An 18,330-nucleotide genomic window follows, 5' to 3' on the forward strand; every position below is an offset into this window, starting at 1 on the left:
CGCAATCAGAGATGCTGAGTTTCATAATCCGAACAGGTGAGCGAGATGGACAGAGTGACGGCAGCCGCTGTTTTCAACCGAATCTGTGAACTGGGTAGCCTGAGTGCCGCCTCACGTGCGCTGGGGATCTCTCGTCCGATGGTCAGCCGATATCTGGAGGAGATGGAAAGGTGGGCGGGAACACGTCTGCTGCATCGCTCTTCGCGTCGGCTGACCCTGACGCCTGCCGGTGAGGCGACCCTGCAAAAGACCCGTCAGCTGGCCCTGCTCTCAGAAGCGATCCAGCAGGAGACCACGCAGGGCGTGCCGGCGGGAACGCTTCGCATCGCCTGCGCCCACTTCACGGCGCTGCATCTTGTCGGGCCGGTGATCCCTGACTTTCTGGCACGCTATCCTGCACTGCGCATTGAGCTGGACATTAATAATCAGCCCGTGAGTCTGATCAGTGAGCGTATCGATCTCGCGATTCGTATTACGGATGCGCCAGAGCCGGGTGCTATCGCGCGCCGCCTCGGGGAATGTCGCTCTGTGCTCTGCGCTTCACCAGAATATCTGCAGAAGCATGGCATACCGCAAACCCCGGATGATCTGACGCGGCATAACTGTCTTTACTACAGCCAGTTCGCCGGACAAAGCTGGCATTTCACGGCGGCGGATGGAGAGAAAATCACGGCTGCTGTTAAGGGGAACTTCAGTGCTGGCATCTCACTACTGTTGTGTGATGCAGCCATTGCACATTGTGGGATAGCAATGGTACCTGAGCAGGAAGCCCGGCGTGCACTGGAAGCGGGTAAGCTGGTGAACTTACTGCCCGATTATGAGCCCCGACGCATTGGCATCTGGGGACTGTATCTGTCGCGCGAGCATCAGTCTGCCGCCCTGCGGCTGATGCTGGATGAACTGCAAAGAAGTATTGGCGGTGAGAATGAACAGCGATCATAACAGACAAAAACGGATGCCTTTATGAGTGATAACAATCTGTACTGGAATCGCATGGTGCCAGAACTCACCGTCACTGACTTCGCCGCTTCGATGCACTTTTACACTGTGGTGCTGGGCTTTGAGGTAAGGATTCAGCGTCAGCAGCCCGACTTCGCATACCTTTGCTATGGAGAAGCACAATTGATGATTGAGCAGTTCCATCCGCCGGGCTGGAACACCGCCGGGCTGCACTGGCCGCTTGGCCGGGGCATTAATTTCCAGATCGAGGTGGACGACATTGACGCTGTATTAACGCGTTTGCAGCAGCATGCCGTGCCACTCTTTCGTGAGATGCGGGATAACCATTATGACACTGGCGAGACGATTGCCTGTCAGAGGGAGTTTTTGGTACAGGATCCGGATGGGTATCTGCTGCGCTTCAGCCAGTATCTGGAATAAGCTTTCAAATTTTATTCTGCATATAAAAGCAGAAATGCCCACCTTTGCTGTGAAAGGTGGGCATCATTTACTGTTAAAGAATTACCAGAAATTATGAGGGGTCGGAAGAACGCTGAGTAAAGTATTTCGTTCGCTGGCGAACCTCTTTTTTACGACGCAGAACCAGGCTGGTGGCGATAATCACCAGCGTTAACCCGCCGGTTGCCAGAAGCTCAGACTGATGTTTCGGATCACACAACATAATAATCAGCACTGTCACAATAAAGAGAATAGTGACCCAGGTCAGGCCCGGGAATAGCCACATGCGGTAGCTCAGGACTTCTCCCGCTTTCTCACGCTTTTTGCGTAACACCAGATGTGACGCGGCAATCACCAGATAGACCAGCAGTGCAATCGCGCCTGATGTCGCCAGCAAAAATTCAAACACGGCGCTGGGCGCCAGATAATTCGCGATGACCGCCAGAAACGCAGCCGCCGTAGAGAGCAGTACGGCAACCCAGGGTGTGCCACTGCGATTGGTGCGTGAAGCAGCGGCAGGCGCATCTTTACGGCGTGACAGCGAGTAAAGCATACGTGAAGAGGTATAGAGTGCGGAGTTGAGACAGCTGCACACCGCCATCAGCACCACCAGATCGACAATCAATCGTGCGTGCGGAATGTTCATCGCCTGTAATGCCGTCTGCCATGAACCCTGTTCAACCAGTCCTGGCGTGTTCCACGGTACCAGCGCCACCACAAAGAAAATGGAGAGCAGGTAGAACAGCGCGATACGCCAGATAACCGAATTGGTTGCCTGGGTGATCTGCTTGCCAGGATTCTTCGACTCGGCAGCCGCTATCGTGACAATTTCTGTGCCCATAAATGAGAACATGGTGGTCAGAATGGCCGCGACAACGGCGCCGATACCATTCGGCATAAAACCATGTGTGTCATAAAGATGCGACAGGCCACTGGTGTTACTGTCCGGCAGCAAACCAAATACTGCCGCACCCGCCACGCCCAGGAACAGGATGATGGCAACGACCTTGATCAGGGCAAACCAGAATTCGAACTCGCCATAATTTTTCACACTGAGCAGGTTGGTGATAGTCAGCAGTAATGTAATGGCGAAAGTGAACTGCCAGATGGCGATATCGGGGAACCAGGCATGCAGAATGGTGCCTGCCGCATTAGCCTCCAGCGGAATCACCAGCACCCAGAACCACCAGTAAAGCCAGCCGATGGTAAAACCGGCCCAGCGTCCGAGAGCTTTATCCGCATAGGTTGAGAACGAGCCGGAGTCGGGCGAGGCAACAGCCATCTCAGCCAGCATTCGCATGATCAATACGACCAGGGCACCCGCCGCTGCGTAAGAGATCAGGACCGCCGGGCCCGCTTCAGAAATTGCGTGGCCGGAGCCAACAAACAGTCCTGCGCCAATCACACCAGCAATTGAGAGCATACGCACGTGGCGCGGTTTCAGGTTTTGGGCGAGCGAATCTTCATTCGCATTCTGAGTCATCGTCATGTAAACGTCTCCAGACGGCGTCCGGCCTGTGAGACCGGACGAACGGGGATAAACTTGCGTTAACGCGCCAGCGAAATCAGGCTGGGACGACGGGATGTCCGGCAGATGCGACACAGTGATTGATTACCGTGGAGAGAATGGTCAGCGCCTGGCTGAACTGGGCATCCGGAATGGTGAGCGGGTAAAGGAAGCGGATGACATTGCCTTTGGCTCCACAGGTCAGCAGCAGCAGGCCCTGTTCCATTGCCATCTTCTGAACGGCCTGCGCGGTGCTGGCCTGATAAAACTCCATGGCTACCATCGAACCCAGCGCACGCACGTCAGCAATATCCGGATGCTTGCGCTGGTGCTCCTGCAGTTCAGCTTCAAGTCGGGCACCGAGTTCAATGGCACGCTGACAGAGCTGCTCCTCTTCAATCACATCCAGAACCGCGTGCGCTGAAGCGATAGCCAGCGGGTTTCCGGCATAGGTTCCGCCCAGCCCACCAGGCGCAGGCGCATCCATGACTTCTGCACGACCTGCGATGGCAGAGAGCGGCATCCCGCCAGCCAGGCTTTTGGCCATCGTGATGATATCGGCCTTCACCGGATAGTGTTCCATGGCAAATAGCTTGCCGGTGCGGGCAAATCCGCTCTGCACTTCATCTGCAATCAGCAGAATGCCGTGACGGTCAGCCAGTTCGCGCAGCTGCACCATAAACTCTGCCGGTGCCGCATGGAAACCACCTTCGCCCTGTACCGGCTCCAGCACGATTGCGGCGACGTCATGCGGTGCAATGTCCTGAGTGAAAATTTCGTCGAGGCTGGTCAGCGCGGCCTCAATGCTGATTCCCTGAACCGCGCTGGGATAGCGTGCATGAAACACCGACGGCGGCATCGGGCCGAAATCGCGTTTATAAGGCGCCACTTTCCCGGTCATCGCCATGGTCATAAAGGTACGGCCATGGAACGCGTTACCAAAGGTGATGATGCCGTGACGGCGGGTAAAGGCACGCGCCACTTTCACCGCATTTTCTACGGCTTCCGCGCCGGTTGTGAAGAAGGCGGTTTTCGCCGGCCCAGCGATTGGCACCCGCTGATTAATGCGCTCGGCCAGTGCGACATAACTTTCATAAGGCGTGATCTGGAAGGCCGTATGAGTAAACTTTGTTAACTGTTCGGCAATCGCCTGTTCAATGCGTGGATGGCGGTGGCCGGTGTTCAGCACTGCGATGCCGCCCGCAAAGTCGATCCAGCTGTTACCGTCCTGATCCCATAAGGTGGCGTTCTCTGCCCGGGCAACGTACCAGTCGCACAGCGTACCGATACCTTTGGGAAGAGCCTGTGCTTTGCGCTGCTGCATCAGGTTATTTTTTTCGCTCATTTATTCCACCTCGTTAATATGCGTGTTTACAATTCCCGACAAACACGTTTATTTATGCCTGAGGCGCGGTGAGTTGCCAGAGCCAATTGTGAGAGGAAAGGTGGAGCCAATTGCGACTGTTGTACGCAGATCATCTATTAGCACGGTTACAGTTTCTAAGAACGGGCTCATTACATCAGCGGCTGCTGAATTGTATGCAGGCCGCGATCATAGAAGAGGTATTCCCGCGCGGAAGCCGCTTGCCGCCAACACGCGATCTGGCGCGGGAACTGGGTGTGTCGCGAAATACCGTTATGCATGTCTATGAGAGCCTGATGGCGCAGGGTTATGTCACGGCGCGAACCGGCAGCGGCACCTGGATTGCCGAGACGCTGCCGGAAAACTGTCTGCAGAGCGATGCGATTGCCGATCTTCATGCTGTGAAAGCGCAACGACCGGCGACGTTGTCAAAGCGGGGTGCCACGCTACTCGGTCATGCAACCGCATCACCGTATCAATGGGGCGCATTTGTTCCTGGCGCACCGGATGTCACTGAATTCCCCCACAAGCTATTCAGTCAGATTCAGGCGCGACTGAACCGCGAACCTGACGTTCACCGTCTGGTTTACAGCAGCGGCGGTGGCTGTCCCGATTTGCGCCATGCGCTGGTGGATTATCTGAGGGTTGCACGATCAGTGCGAGCCGATGCTGATCAGATTCTGATTACGGAAGGCGTTCATCAGGCGGTTGATCTGGTGACGCGGGTGCTCTGCGATCCGGGCGATCGGGTCTGGATGGAGGAGCCGGGCTACTGGGGAACACGGAATCTGTTGCGTATGAATGGCCTGAAAATTCGCGCGATGCCCGTGGACGAGCAGGGCCTGGTGCCGGACAGCGGGCCGCCACCCAAAATGGTGTTTGTGACCCCGTCGCACCAGTATCCACTGGGCGTTCATCTCAGTCTGGCCCGTCGTCAGGCATTGCTCTCTCTGGCACGCCGTCATCAGAGCTGGATTGTTGAAGATGATTACGACAGTGAATTTCGATTTTCGGGACAGCCACACCCTTCACTGCAGGGTCTGGAAGCAGATGCACCGGTTATTTACATGGGTACGTTCAGCAAAACGCTCTATCCCGCGCTGCGTATCGGCTATCTGGTGGTGCCGAAACCGCTGGCGCAGCCATTGCGCATTGCGGCGGCGGAGCTCTATCGCGGTGGGCATCTGTTGATTCAGCGGGCGCTGGCGGAGTTTATCCGGCTGGGTCATTACATGGAGCATATCCGCCGCATGCGGCTGCTTTATCGTCAGCGCCGACAGTTCCTCTGCCGGCTTATCGAGCGCTATCTGGGGCCTGCTTTTTTACCGGCATTCAACCATGAAGCAGGTTTGCATCTGGTGATGCCGCTGCCAGCCGGTGCTGATGACGTGGCGATAGCCGCAGAGGCACTTAAGCGCGGGGTCAAGGTGAGGCCGCTTTCGCAATATTATATGCACCCACAGGAGGAGCGTGGATTGCTGCTGGGCTACGCCTGTGTTAATGAGCGGCAGTGTCAGGATGCGTTTGGCACCCTTAAAGCCTGTCTGGCGTCTGCCGGTATTGAATTCACTCCACAGCGCTAGCGGGTTCAGGGCCTGATTTTAATGGCGGCGATTTTACCGTTGCCGCTGTGCTAACGCATTGACATTTAATCAGACTCACCGAGAATACATCTCTTTGCGTCCCGACCAGACAATACTGGAGTTCATCATCGTCTTTAATCTCTTTTCTGCACAGGCCAGAACCGCTGTTAAGCGAGGCGCCGCGCTCGCTGCGGCGTTGTTGCTGGTCAGTTGCGCATCTGAGCCGCCGAAATCGCTGGTGACGCCTTTTCCGCCCGTAACAAAACAGCCGCTACCTGCAGGCAAGCCAGACCGTCCTGAGGTGCATGAACCGGTACGGGGCGTCTGGTTAGCCACGGTATCGCGTCTTGACTGGCCACCGGTAGCGTCGGTGAATGGCAGCCGTCCGGCGGCAGAGCGTATTCGCCTGCAGCAGCAATCACTGACCGACAAGCTGGATAAGCTGAAAAGCCTGGGGATTAACACGGTCTTTTTCCAGGTCAAGCCCGATGCTACCGCGCTCTGGCCCTCAAAAATCCTGCCCTGGTCCGATATGCTGACCGGCAAAATCGGTGACGATCCTGGCTATGATCCGCTGCAGTTTATGCTGGATGAGGCACATAAGCGCGGTATCAAAGTCCATGCCTGGTTCAACCCTTACCGGGTATCGGTGAACACTAAACCCTCTACCGTGAGCGAACTGAACCGCACACTGTCACTTAATCCGGCCAGTGTTTTTGTATTGCATCGCGACTGGATCCGCACCGCTGGCGATCGCTATGTGCTCGATCCGGGTATTCCTGAGGTGCGTGACTGGATTACCAGCATTGTGGCCGAGGTTGTCGCGCGCTATCCCATCGACGGTGTGCAGTTCGATGACTACTTCTATTCCGAATCTGCGGGTTCGCTGCTCAATGATAATCAGACCTTCAGCCGTTATGGCCAGGGTTTTGCCAGCAAAGCAGACTGGCGGCGTCACAATACGCAGCAGCTGATTGAGCAGGTATCTCGCACCATTAAGCAGCTGAAGCCGGAGGTTGAGTTTGGTGTCAGCCCGGCGGGCGTCTGGCGCAATCTTTCACACGATCCCGCCGGTTCCGATACCCGCGGCGCGGCGGCTTATGACGAAGCCTTTGCGGATACCCGCCGCTGGGTTCAGCAGGGTTTGCTGGATTACATTGCGCCCCAGCTGTACTGGCCATTTTCCCGTCAGGCTGCCCGTTACGACGTGCTGGCAAACTGGTGGGCAGAGGTGGTGAAACCCACTAAAACCCGGCTCTATATTGGTCTGGCGCTCTACAAAGTGGGGGAACCTTCAAAAATTGAGCCTGACTGGACGCTTCAGGGTGGTGTGCCAGAGCTGAAAAAACAGCTCAATCTCAATGAATCGAACCCAAATATCAATGGCACCATTCTGTTCAGAGAGAACTATCTGAATCAGCCACAGACTCAGCAGGCGGTGAGCTATCTTAAAAGCCGCTGGGGAGGCTGAAAAAGGCCACATCAGCATGACCAGTGCGGTTAAGTTTTTCCCTGTGACTGACTGCTATTCCTGCGCTATATAACAGTTTCTATTCCATCTGTTTTCTTTCGATTCCCGGCTATTCCGTATATTCACGTGATAGCTGGCGAATCGCATAAAAAACAGGTAATTGATGAGTTTTTGTATTCCGCAGTATTCCAGGTGTTTCTCTTCACTTACTCTTTTTACGTGTACATAATGATGTACATAATTCCCAACCTCCAAAGAATCTATAGCACTCTCAGATGCTGCCCTGAGTTCAATGCCGGGCAAGGAATATGAAAAAGTTCAGGTGAAAACGGATCGCGACGGATTATCTGTCCGGATATCACGTAAAGGCCGAATGATGATTCAATACCGTTATCGCTGGAATGGGCAGGATGAACGTGTCGATATCGGCACCTATGCCCATCGAATACGTGATCAGTTCGTGGCGGGAAAATAGGTCGTCGAAAACAAGAGTGATTATCAGCAGGCATTGCGATCATTTGAACTGCACCTTTTTCCACAACCATGCTGTGTTCCCCATGAGAATGCGCCAGTCAGTATGTGGTCAGACGTACTGGAACTTAAATGATCTGCGCCGCACTGACTTGTTATGGTGGATACGAGTTACGGTGAGGGTGACTCTCGATGCGGGCGCAATCTTCGTGATAGTGCAGGATGTCGCATGTGCGAAACGTCAGACGGCTGCGGCGTACCGGTACCGGGAATATCTGAACCCGTCTTCAGATAATAAAAAACCCCGCAGGGCGGGATTCATTGTTTATCTTTATCGCGATTATCCTGCTCCTGCTTCCATTCAAGGCCGCACTTTCTGCAGGACCATTTCCGATCCGGCTCTTTTTGGGGGCCCGGATAGTTGCAGAAAGGACATGTTCTCGGTTTGTAGGCTATTTTCATTACTCCTTCTGTTATACAGAGTCTGGTTTTCCAGGGAAGTTCATCTTCTGATAACCCCGAAAATTTAGCCGCGCAGACGTTAAAAAGTGTCTCAGTGAGCAGCCTTTGATGATTTACCTGTTTCGTAATTTCGTCTTTTTCCAATCATCCTAATGTAGAAGTCATAAAGCTCTTTGCGCATGTGCTGCTTCATTTCATCAGGTAATGGCTCCTGCGACTTCTTCCACTCATCCAGTTCTGGCTTACAGGTAACATAGGCCTCATCAACGATTTCTTTTGGCGGAATTTCCGACTTAATGAATGGGATAGTGTGTTCATTCAGGCATTTTACTTCTGGCGTTTCGAACGACCGGTCATCCGCTATTACCATCATGGAAAGTAACATTCCGGATAAGAAAAGCCATCTCACCGTTTTTCTCCTTTGATAGATTGTGCAAGTGCCACCCGGATACTACAGCCCAACACTCGTGTAATACTTACTACACGTCTGAATCTAAGTTAATCCTGTCGCGTTCGTCTATACTTCATTCCCCTACATTTCCACTAATTACGCTTAACCCCATAGTCATAAAGAAGCTGCATCAGAACTATGCGCGGCATCTCTTTACTGGATATTCTGAAAGTATTCCTGAGTACAGAGACAATAGTAGCGCTGGAAAGCAGATTGCCTTTGTAATAAATAGACAACTTCTTACCAATGTTCTGCTTTGTGTTGACAAAGAGTTTTTTTCCACACTCATTTCTTAGTGTGAAATCAACATTTTCAGAATCAACCTCATCATTCGGCACGTAACTTATTGATTTTATACATCCTGGTGAGTATGTTTCCTTTGTACCATTTACTTCAAATATAAAACTACCGGGCCCGGCGACAGAGGCAAAAGGAGAGAGCAGGGCAGCGAGAAAAAGCGCGGATTTAAGCATGCAATATCCCCATTCGTAGCATTAAAAAATCATTATAAAACCATGAAGCTTAATGTGCACCTGCCATGCATTCTGGCTGATATCAGGTAGCAAAAAGTCCGGCTCATCTGTCAGCTGAATCAGTCATAACCGGTCTTATTCCGACCGCGCCCTTGCCTGTTAAAAATGTCCATCATTTCCGCCACCATGAGTGTGACCAGTATCAGGCCTGATGTCGTTTAAATACCTGTCCGTGCCCGCGATTAAAAAGCTGCTGCAGGTCTTACGCTCAGGCCACCACAGGCTCCGAGTTGTGCGATTTTGCCAGCCAGAATTTAACCAGAAAAGGAGTTCGGACGGGGGCAGCAAACGTTTTTCTTTCTTATGAGACTAAGCAGTTTACATTGGTATGAACGATTGGTCCGGTACCATTGAGGACATAATGGTACCGGCAGAGGCTTTATTAAGAAACAAATGCTGATGCATCTATACTTAGTGTGTAAATATCAGCAGGTATGACCTGCTCCCCGTTGATTGAAGACGTCTGCATGGCCTCAGACAAAGATGACCTGTATAAATCAAGAAGATCTTGAGTTCGGGTTGATTTAGCCTTGAGATCTTCCTCATTAAACATAGATAAGTAGCCAAGGCATTTACCTGAAGCACCAACTTTATCAGTGCTTTTTTCTGCACCAATAACAGTCAAAGAAGTAATCATCATTGAAATAAAAGTTAAAGCTGGCGTTAATCTTTTCATTACTTAAAATTCATTTAGATTAATTGGTGCTTCTATCATGCGCGTGGAAGACTTGGCCACTTCTTGTAAGCGAAAACGTAGAGCATGATGAAATGGATACCTGGGAAGGAAAGCAACAGCGCCATCTTCCATCCGAAACCAGCTTTCTGAGCCATGCGGAAGCATGGGATAAACATCAGAAACCAGATGATCAATGATAGAGCTGCGAGAGGGTTTGGTTTTTCCATTGAGCGTTCTCCTTGAGTTACATACTTATGGTATCGACTGCCGGCCTAATCATTCACTGGGAATGAACACCGCTTATTGCTTGCGCAGCAAATCAATCTGAGCAAGCAGGCGCTATAATGTGTGAATGTTTTTGTGAAGCAGGTATTGCTTTTCAACATCCTAGTCAGGGCATGTAGCAAGATCGGCATTGCACAGTTTTATGACAAAGTGAATTGCAGCTATTTCGTCCCGGCGGCAGTTTTCAGCTATTAAACGGAGTTGAGCATCACTAAGTGTTCAATGTGGCGTTTCAGCCCAGGCTTTTTAAAAGTGCCGGTAAATAGTATCAACTGACATGATCATCATTCACAAGAGTCACTCAGGCATGTTATTGATTATCGGCACACTGGCTGCAAACTTTAACTTTTCTTTTGCATATTCACTCTTTCAGCATAATCAAAAAAGCCCAGCGGAGTGGGCTTTGAGTACGGATTCCATACTATTAATCAGTGTCGCTTCTCATAATGATTGCCCGTACGAGCGTTTTTATACGTACCATACTTGTGAGAAGAGCCATGCCCACCAGCGTAATGACCACCGCGTGCAAAGCTGACAGATGGTGCCAGGAGAGCCAGAGTGATTAGAGCCACGATTGTTTTTTTCATTTATGATTTTTAAACCTTGCCATATGGGAAGACCCCATTGGCAATATACGCTTAAGTTTTGGAATAGGAATCCTGATAAAAAAACAGGTCTTTTCGCAGTGACTGGAATTTGTGAATGCTCAAATGATGAGCCGGAATCGATGGTGTAAAGTGTCTGGTTCTGGCAGATAAAACGGAAATGCAGAGCCGAAAAATGCGTATGATAATTAAACGCAGATAGCTGGCTGGTTCAATTAAAGACTTAGTTATAAAAGGAATTATTTGGCATGGATTACGGCTATTGGTTCACTGTAATTGCAATTTTTGTCACTGGGCTTGTAATGGTTATGCAAGCAATCAGTTATTACCGAACTGGTGTCTACACCAAGACTTTCAAAGGCACGTCCAGATGCGAGCTTATCAAGAGGGCTGACCGGCCTCACGCATACTGGTTCAATCTTAGCTTGCATATGCTCGCTGGTGTTGGAGGGGTTTACTTCAGTCTATGGTTTTTGCAATTCGATCCAACAGTGAAGGAGTGGTATGAGGCTCTTATAGAGTCCCTGTCGCACCGAATTTTGATGTTATTTTCTTAAAACCCGACCCGCTCCGGCAGGTTTTTTATGCCCGTAAATTGAGGTTCCTATGGATGTTAAGGCTTACCGTGTAGCCGTGCGGCTGGCGCTGGATGACCAGATTACGCGCAACCTGCTGCAGGTGAGCCGTGATGCGATTGAACTGAACAAGAAGTTCCTCACCATCACCAGGAACATTAAAGCACTGACCAGTGCGGCACGCGAGGCGACATCTGCGCTGCGGGCACTCAATCGCTCCCTCAATAATATGTTCTCTGGTGCGTCACGCGGCGCGCGTGAGTATGCCGGTGCCATCCGCGAGATTGCCTACCAGACACAGCGCATCAACCGGGCCTCCCGTAATGTGCCACGGCTGGCGGGCAGCTACGGTGCAGCCATAACGTTGCCCGTTCGGGCTGCTGCTGGTGCCGCGGCTGCAGGGGGCAGCAGTGGATATGGGAACGATGGCGGAGGACCTGCGCTGCCTCCTCCTGCAGGAAACAGTCGCTGGTGGCATGGCTGGAATAACGGCGTCCCTCCTGGTGGATGGGGTGGCTCTGGCCACGGCGGTGGTAATGGCCGGCCACCAGGTGGAGGCTCATATTCAGCCGGTATGACCAATCTGGCCACCGGCTATCTGGGCTTCAGCATGCTGAAGGGTTTTGTTGACGAGGCTGCCCGGTACCAGACCATGACTGAGAAGTTCAGACAGTTCGGCATGAGTCAGGCGACCACAGAGGAAGCAATGCATTTTGCCGAAACCACGTGGGTCCGTGGCTCATCGGCTACTGACATGCTGAAGTATCTGGTGGAGGCGCAGGGCGTATTCAGCGAATCCGGCATGAAGTCTGTGTAGGAGCAGCTGCGCGCGGCGAAACTGGCTGCCCCCGTGCTGGCGCGTATCACATTCGCCTCACGCGTTCTGGATGAGCACCAGCACGAAGCCACGGTTGCGAAGCAGATGGATATGCTGCGCTTTACTGAGACCGCGGGCGGCCTGAAAAGCCCTGAGCGGATTAACCGACTCATTGACGCTGCCTTCCGCGCAATCCAGTCCTCCGGGGGCAATGTCGATTTCACCCAGTACCGTCAGTTTATGGCCAAAGCCGGCACTGCTGCGTTCGGTCTGAGCAATAAAGCGTTGTTTGCCGAGCTTGAGCCGATTATCGGCGAGCTTAAGGGCAGCTCAGCGGGTGATGCGCTGATGACCGCTTACAACCGGTTAAACGGCATTATCAAATTAACTAATCAGGTCACGCATGACCTCATGAAAATGGGTATATGGGATGCCAGCAAAATTGAGCTCAACGGCCTGGAAGGCATAAAGCGCTTCCGTGGTAACCCGCTTATCAATGCTCAGCTCTTCAGCCAGTCGCCGGTTGAATACTATGAAAACGTTATCCTGCCCATCTATCGCCGTAATCATTGCACAGAAGAACAGAAGCAGCGTGAGAATGCCCTGATATTTGGGCGGACTGGCGGCAAGATGTTTAACCTTATTGACAAACAGCTTGAGACTATCCATCACCGTACCGACGCCTATGGCATCGTACGGGGACTGAATGACGCTTATGGTGTGGTCGGCGGCACCTATAACGGTAAGAAAATCGACTTTCAGAAAAAGTGGGAGAACCTGCAGCTGGTGATGGGCAGGGATGGCGGCATGCTGGACACCTTCACACAGGGGCTGGATAACGATGCTGATTATCTGGTTTTCAATGTATTGTTATAGGCCAGAACTTGACTAAGAAGGAGTAAGACTTGTCACGCGATATCGGTATTTACATAGCTAAAAAAAACTTCCCTCCTACTTCTCTTCTTAGGGATTCAATCATTCATGCAGGGTTTCCCTGCGTACTGGATGATGAATTTGATCCTTTAACGTTCAGCGGCTTCTTACCTTGCCCTGTTAATGGTTCAATTTCAGGTTTCGAGTATTATGTACATGTAGTGGATAATGATGGTGAACTTAATGAGTTAAATGCTACCTTCGTTCCGGATTTAGCAATTGTTTTATCAACAGGCAGATATGAACTTGAGTGGGTCTCTGCCTTAGCGACGGCATCCTGTATTGCAAGTCTTGCAGGAGGGCTTGTAGTTGATTATTTAACTGGTAATCAATACTTTGCTGATGATGCGGTTAAATGGGCTAAAGCTGAAGTATCGAAAATACAATAGTAGACTGTTAGGGTTCAGTCTTTCGTAACCTGCTACCAATGGCACTGTCAGTTCACGCTGTTATCGCTGGAATCTACGCCGAGATTGCTACTGTTTCCACCATTGTTAGCAGAGCCGCTATTCTGGCAACCTACATACCCTCCAATAGCACCTGGAACTCCGCCATAAACAGCCCCTTCAGCAGCCCCGGCACCCGCGCCTGCTACTACCCCTCCAGGGCCGCCAGCGAGGCTCGTGACACCGCCACGGATAGCACCGGCCACAGCACCACCCGTTGCACCGTTAACACCCCCTTTAATCGCGGCGTTGGTGCAGTTTGAGCCTTCGTAACCTGAGTTAGCATTACCGCCAGAGACGATATTACTTTCATTTTCGGTCAGTTCTCTAAGCATGTCATTTATCCTCTTCTTGAAACTAATTTTGTTACTATCACGTTTGAGATAATTACTGCTACAGCAACTATTAATGAAATGGATAAAGAAGGATGTGAAACGTAAAAAGCACTTTTCGAAATGAACTTAACAATTACAGCTGTAATCGCAACGCAAAAAATTAAAGTAAGTATCTTCTCTTGGATAACTGATTTCATAGTCAAGTCCTCATATTCGCGTAAATAGTATTAACAAAAAGATTACATATAAAGAGTAATTAGTTGACAATATGGCGACGTTTTGAAAGAAATGCATACAAAATGTTAACGGTATTTTTTGGAAAGCTTAGTGAAAAATCTTTTACAGCGTTGATTTTTATGGTTATTTATTAAATTTAATTCCAGGCTGGCCCCGTCTTTCTGGAAAGTGTCGCAATATTTTTTGTAATCATGATGACGGGAGATTATCAAATGCGGTTCATATTAACTGAATCTTTCAGGAACTATGAATGTCCGCTCTAAATCAAAAGCGAGCGTTTCCGAAGTGAAGTTTTGTTGCTCTTACAGACTGCAATCATGCGCTTTCAAAAGACTTATGTCATACATGGCTAATTGAAACGATTATACCAAAGCCGATCAACAGCAGGCTGAATGAATACTTTTGGATTCGCTGCAAATGACGGCTTTTCCAAAAAGCGGCCATACAAAACGATTACTCCCGCCGAATCACCTCTAATGATTTTGTAAATGCGCAGAGAAAAAATTTATGGGTAAGGTAAATTGTCCGCTTCTCGCTCTTTGCGGACTAAAGCAGTAGTAAAATTTGCGCAGGAATAAATAACCTGCAAGCCATCTATTTATTCTGCGGGGTGGGTTTTGCGTTGGTAAGCCATCATTGGAGCGGCAATTTAACGGAAGGCATAAAAAAACCCGCGTTACACGGGCGTAAAGTTGTTCAATTGGGGCAAACCATCTATCAGCCCTGGCTGATAACACGGAGGATACACATAACGCCATTATTAGGAAATAGACGTTCAACAATTTATTTCGATTGACTCAGGTTGCAAAGTCAGCTTCGGATATCATGCCTTTAGGATGGCCTCATAACGACCGTCAGATAAAAATTCAGCGCCATCAGACCCTTTACAAATCTGTTGTAAGCTTCGCCTTGATCAAACCTGCCAACTGCAATCACTGTTTATCCATACAGTATTAATCAAAGGGGGAATTATCATGCCACGCGACTACGAAATCATGATGGCTTTCAGGCAGGCGATTAAGCGCGATGCTGAAGGCCGATTCACCATCAGCACACTCGACTTTGTAAAAGAGCCTGGCCAGATGAACTGGCATTACACACTTAACTCTGCGAATAAGTGGATAGAGACACACACGACACCGGCATATGAAAGCGGGCGTGATGCTTGGTGACTTCTTCAGCCAGGGGGTGGCTCAGCTAAGTCTGTTTGACGAATATCAGCCGCAGGCGAATAGCGAAGCTCTGATGCGGGTGATTGATGGGCTCAACCAGAGCGGCAAGGCCAGTCTTTTTTTTGCAGGGCAGGGTATCCAGAAATCCTGGTCAATGAAGCGGGATATGCTTTCACCGGCATATATCACAAGGGTTTCGGACCTGCCGGTGGTGTGATGATTATTTCGCATTTTCACGTGTAGTGGCATGGAGATACGCAATAGTTTATTACTGCCAAAACAGGGTGGCTCAATCTGTTTGTGGCTTTCGCCCTCTGTCATGCCTGGTTCACTGGTCCAATTATCGCGCATCATGAGACAGTCGACGGACCGGGGCGTAAGGGGATCATTTTGCCGGGAAACGTTACTGCCACGATTGAAACGGCAAATGATCCGTAAGGTTTACAATCTAAATCTGGTGACTTCGCCATAGATTTCAAAAGTGTACATAGACATGTACATGATAAAAATCAGTTACAAAAGCCCGCCCAAAAACCCTCGAATTACCAAGCATGTATGCGCTGTGCTGTTATAGTTGCGCTTTATATGGGAGGAACCATGAGCGAACTGATTGATATTTTTACAAGTCATAAAAGTGAACGCAGTTTCACTGAGCAACCTGTCGATGAAGCGGTACTGGATCGTATAATTAGTACCGCTTACCGCGCACCAACATCAGTAAACTCGCAGCAGGTTTCTGTTGTCATTACCCGTGATGCCGGACGTCGTGCCGAGATCGCTGCCATCGCGGGCGGTCAGCCGTGGATCGCCAAAGCACCCGTGTTTATCACCTTTGTGCTGGATATGCATAAATCAGCGGTCGGCATGGCCGCTGTCGATCAGCAGCAGATCGCTCATCAGAGTATTGAGAGTATCGTATCGGGTTCAACCGATATCGGCATTGCGCTGGGGTCAGTGATGGCCGCGGCACGTGCAGAAGGTCTGGGCATTGTGCCGATTGGTGGTATCCGTCGCGATCCGCAGGCAATGATCTCACTGCTCAATCTTCCACCGATGACCTTCCCGGTTGCCGGCGTGGTAATCGGTCACGTTGACCAGCCCGCTCACCAGAAACCACGTCTGCCGCTGGCCACTTTCCGCCACGATGAGACCTACCAGACTCAGGGTCTGGAGCAGCAGATTGCGGCTTATAATGAAGAAATGGTTCAGCACTGGAAAAACATCGGACGTGATGACGGTGAGAGCTGGAGCGAGAGCGTCAGCGGTTATTACAAGAACATCTATTTCCCGGCTGTACTGCCCGCACTGCTGAAGCAGGGTTTCGGCACAGATAAATAATTAACTCTTTGTTGAGTGAAACGCAAGGCCACTCGCACACCGTTGCGGGTGGCCTTTTTCATTTTGTTACTATAACGAAATGTGACTTTCCAGGTTGTAACACATAATTTCCCTGTTAACCGAAGCGCAACTGCCTTTAACACTTACTTTCCAGGGTAATTACATGTCTCAGCGTTCACTTTATGCGCTCTGTTTAATGAGCTTTTTTCTGGCCGATGTCCGCGATGGTCTGGGGCCCTTTCTGGGGATATTTTTAACGGAACGACACTGGCGACCAGACGAAATTGGTCTGGTGATGACCTGTGGCGGAATAGCCGGATTACTTGCCACCCTGCCTGCGGGCATCGCTGCCGATGCAACCCGCCATAAAAAAATGATTGTGCTGCTGGGCTGCCTTGTCATCACCGTTGCCACGCTGCTGCTGTGGTACAGCAATCAGACATGGACGGCGATGGTCTCACAAATCGTGGCAGGTATTGCGGCGGCCTTCATCGGCCCGACCGTTGCGGGAATTACCCTGGGTCTGACCGGTCAGCGTGGTTTTAACCATCAGATGGGACGCAACGAAGCCTTTAACCATGGCGGTAATACCATTGCTGCACTGCTGGCGGGTTTCTCAGCGTGGTACTGGGGAATGGGGGCGGTCTTTATTCTGATGACCGTGATGGCGGTTTTCGCAGCCTTCGCAACGCTGGCGATTCGCGGTGACGAAATCGATAACGATGTGGCGCGTGGATATGAAAAACAGGAAGAGCGACAGCCTGCGCTCAACTTATCGATGCTGATACGTAAACCCGCGCTCATGATAGCTGGCGTGACGTTACTGCTGTTTCATCTTGCCAATGCCGCGTTGCTGCCAATGCTGAGCATGCGCGTTGCTTCGGCTGGGGGCCAGGCGGCAGTAAGTCCGGGGCTGTATGCGGCGGCAACGGTGGTGATTTCACAACTGGTAATGATCCCGGTTGCGCTGTGGGTGTCAAAGCGCGTTGAAACGCAGGGTTATCGTCTTTTCATTATGGTTGCGCTGATGATTTTACCGCTGCGCGCGGTGATTGCGGCAGGTTTTGCCGAGCCGATTTTTGTTATTCCGGTTCAGGTGCTGGATGGTATTGCGGCTGGAATTCTCGGTGTGGCGGTGCCTGGCTACATTGTTACGTTGATGCGCGGCACGGGGCATGTTAACGCCGGACAGAGCGTCATTATGCTGATGCAGGGTGTAGGTGCTGCGTTGAGTCCTGCCATGACCGGCATGATCGCCGCACGTTATTCCTATAGCACGGCGTTTGCGGTACTCGGAGCGATAGCGCTGGCCGCGCTGATTTTATGGTGGCGTACCGGCAGTTCACACGCCACCCGTCTTGCCTGATCGGGCACAAAAAAGGCTGCCCGTTGGGCAGCCTCTCCTGGCAAATCCGTTTGCGACCATCCGTTATTTATACAGTTCTGCGGTCATGTGAACACGGTTATTGGTGTTCGCTTCCGTAATTTTGTACTGCGCGCCCTGTTCCTGAGCCTGAGCAGCGATTTTAGATTCTGCGCCATCCAGTGTGGATGAGGTCACAGAAACAGTCTCAGCAAAGCTACCAAACGAGATCATTGAGAGTGCAGCGATAGCGGCGATAGAGAGTGCTTTTACGTTTTTCATGGTCATATTCCTGAGTGATGAATGGGG

At 51.0% G+C, this 18,330-nt stretch carries 18 protein-coding genes and 1 pseudogene; 11 read left to right on the forward strand and 8 right to left on the reverse strand.

The genetic code is table 11. The features are described from left to right. Positions 1 to 45: 45 nt before the first annotated feature. Both LQK91_RS13185 and LQK91_RS13190 read left to right on the forward strand, forming a co-directional pair. Entirely contained in the window at positions 46 to 942 is an 897-nt protein-coding gene (locus LQK91_RS13185; protein ID WP_105099802.1) for a LysR family transcriptional regulator, read from the forward strand. A gap of 21 nt (positions 943 to 963) precedes the next feature. Beyond that, the gene (locus LQK91_RS13190) at positions 964 to 1,380 is read left to right on the forward strand and encodes a bleomycin resistance protein (RefSeq protein WP_105099801.1); all 417 of its coding nucleotides are present in this window, start codon (positions 964 to 966) and stop codon (positions 1,378 to 1,380) included. Between the two features lie 91 nt (positions 1,381 to 1,471). Here LQK91_RS13190 and gabP read toward each other — a convergent pair whose 3' ends face one another. Both gabP and gabT read right to left on the reverse strand, forming a co-directional pair. Beyond that, complete coding sequence (gene gabP, locus LQK91_RS13195; protein ID WP_003848167.1) at positions 1,472 to 2,887, reverse strand: GABA permease; 1,416 nt, start codon at positions 2,885 to 2,887, stop codon at positions 1,472 to 1,474. Between the two features lie 76 nt (positions 2,888 to 2,963). Then, the gene (gene gabT, locus LQK91_RS13200) at positions 2,964 to 4,250 is read right to left on the reverse strand and encodes a 4-aminobutyrate--2-oxoglutarate transaminase (protein ID WP_105099800.1); all 1,287 of its coding nucleotides are present in this window, start codon (positions 4,248 to 4,250) and stop codon (positions 2,964 to 2,966) included. Positions 4,251 to 4,360: 110 nt separating this feature from the next. Here gabT and LQK91_RS13205 point away from each other — a divergent pair, with 110 nt between their 5' ends. Continuing rightward, positions 4,361 to 5,851: a PLP-dependent aminotransferase family protein gene (locus LQK91_RS13205; RefSeq protein ID WP_187513429.1), complete on the forward strand. Its 1,491-nt coding sequence runs from the start codon at positions 4,361 to 4,363 to the stop codon at positions 5,849 to 5,851. A 94-nt stretch (positions 5,852 to 5,945) separates the two neighbouring features. After that, positions 5,946 to 7,322, forward strand: coding sequence for a glycoside hydrolase family 10 protein (locus LQK91_RS13210; RefSeq protein WP_008924572.1), 1,377 nt, complete (start codon positions 5,946 to 5,948; stop codon positions 7,320 to 7,322). Between the two features lie 1,024 nt (positions 7,323 to 8,346). On the opposite strand, the gene LQK91_RS13215 is transcribed toward LQK91_RS13210, so the two are convergent. From LQK91_RS13215 to LQK91_RS13230, 4 genes are all read right to left on the reverse strand, one after another. Beyond that, positions 8,347 to 8,664, reverse strand: coding sequence for a hypothetical protein (locus LQK91_RS13215; RefSeq protein WP_100228827.1), 318 nt, complete (start codon positions 8,662 to 8,664; stop codon positions 8,347 to 8,349). A gap of 134 nt (positions 8,665 to 8,798) precedes the next feature. Next, complete coding sequence (locus LQK91_RS13220; RefSeq protein WP_008924575.1) at positions 8,799 to 9,179, reverse strand: SecDF P1 head subdomain-containing protein; 381 nt, start codon at positions 9,177 to 9,179, stop codon at positions 8,799 to 8,801. Between the two features lie 442 nt (positions 9,180 to 9,621). After that, entirely contained in the window at positions 9,622 to 9,915 is a 294-nt protein-coding gene (locus tag LQK91_RS13225; protein ID WP_110411916.1) for a hypothetical protein, read from the reverse strand. A 35-nt stretch (positions 9,916 to 9,950) separates the two neighbouring features. Further along, positions 9,951 to 10,142 (reverse strand): hypothetical protein, encoded by a 192-nt coding sequence (locus LQK91_RS13230; protein WP_105099798.1) that lies wholly within the window; start codon positions 10,140 to 10,142, stop codon positions 9,951 to 9,953. 1,269 nt (positions 10,143 to 11,411) lie between these two features. On the opposite strand from LQK91_RS13230, the gene LQK91_RS13235 reads away from it, so the two are divergent. From LQK91_RS13235 to LQK91_RS13245, 3 genes are read left to right on the forward strand one after another with little or no spacing between them, the layout of a single operon-like run. Beyond that, the gene (locus LQK91_RS13235) at positions 11,412 to 12,197 is read left to right on the forward strand and encodes a hypothetical protein (protein ID WP_231001626.1); all 786 of its coding nucleotides are present in this window, start codon (positions 11,412 to 11,414) and stop codon (positions 12,195 to 12,197) included. Between the two features lie 33 nt (positions 12,198 to 12,230). Next, on the forward strand, positions 12,231 to 13,073 hold the full coding sequence (locus tag LQK91_RS13240; protein ID WP_231001627.1) for a hypothetical protein: 843 nt from the start codon (positions 12,231 to 12,233) through the stop codon (positions 13,071 to 13,073). Between the two features lie 29 nt (positions 13,074 to 13,102). Then, a complete protein-coding gene (locus LQK91_RS13245; RefSeq protein WP_008924579.1) occupies positions 13,103 to 13,519 on the forward strand; it encodes a hypothetical protein in 417 nt (138 codons plus the stop codon). 47 nt (positions 13,520 to 13,566) lie between these two features. Here LQK91_RS13245 and LQK91_RS13250 read toward each other — a convergent pair whose 3' ends face one another. Continuing rightward, complete coding sequence (locus LQK91_RS13250) at positions 13,567 to 13,911, reverse strand: hypothetical protein (RefSeq protein ID WP_105099797.1); 345 nt, start codon at positions 13,909 to 13,911, stop codon at positions 13,567 to 13,569. Positions 13,912 to 15,122: 1,211 nt separating this feature from the next. Between LQK91_RS13250 and LQK91_RS13255 the strand changes: the two genes are divergently transcribed. The 4 genes and pseudogenes from LQK91_RS13255 (at position 15,123) to LQK91_RS13270 (ending at position 18,024) form a co-directional block, all read left to right on the forward strand. After that, on the forward strand, positions 15,123 to 15,320 hold the full coding sequence (locus LQK91_RS13255; protein ID WP_003848181.1) for a hypothetical protein: 198 nt from the start codon (positions 15,123 to 15,125) through the stop codon (positions 15,318 to 15,320). Continuing rightward, positions 15,286 to 15,537, forward strand: a pseudogene (locus LQK91_RS13260) (DUF4113 domain-containing protein); the annotation flags it as partial. The gene LQK91_RS13255 and the pseudogene LQK91_RS13260, both read left to right, overlap by 35 nt. A 380-nt stretch (positions 15,538 to 15,917) precedes the next feature. Then, a complete protein-coding gene (locus tag LQK91_RS13265) occupies positions 15,918 to 16,658 on the forward strand; it encodes a nitroreductase family protein (protein WP_008924582.1) in 741 nt (246 codons plus the stop codon). A gap of 163 nt (positions 16,659 to 16,821) precedes the next feature. Then, positions 16,822 to 18,024 carry an MFS transporter gene (locus LQK91_RS13270; protein WP_008924583.1) on the forward strand — a complete coding sequence of 401 codons (1,203 nt, stop codon included), beginning with the start codon at positions 16,822 to 16,824 and terminating at the stop codon, positions 18,022 to 18,024. 63 nt (positions 18,025 to 18,087) lie between these two features. Here LQK91_RS13270 and LQK91_RS13275 read toward each other — a convergent pair whose 3' ends face one another. Next, complete coding sequence (locus tag LQK91_RS13275) at positions 18,088 to 18,303, reverse strand: YdgH/BhsA/McbA-like domain containing protein (RefSeq protein WP_003848189.1); 216 nt, start codon at positions 18,301 to 18,303, stop codon at positions 18,088 to 18,090. Positions 18,304 to 18,330: the final 27 nt, after the last annotated feature.

Origin of the sequence: Pantoea sp. MHSD4 (assembly GCF_021043305.1) — a bacterium.
GTDB lineage: Bacteria > Pseudomonadota > Gammaproteobacteria > Enterobacterales > Enterobacteriaceae > Pantoea > Pantoea eucalypti.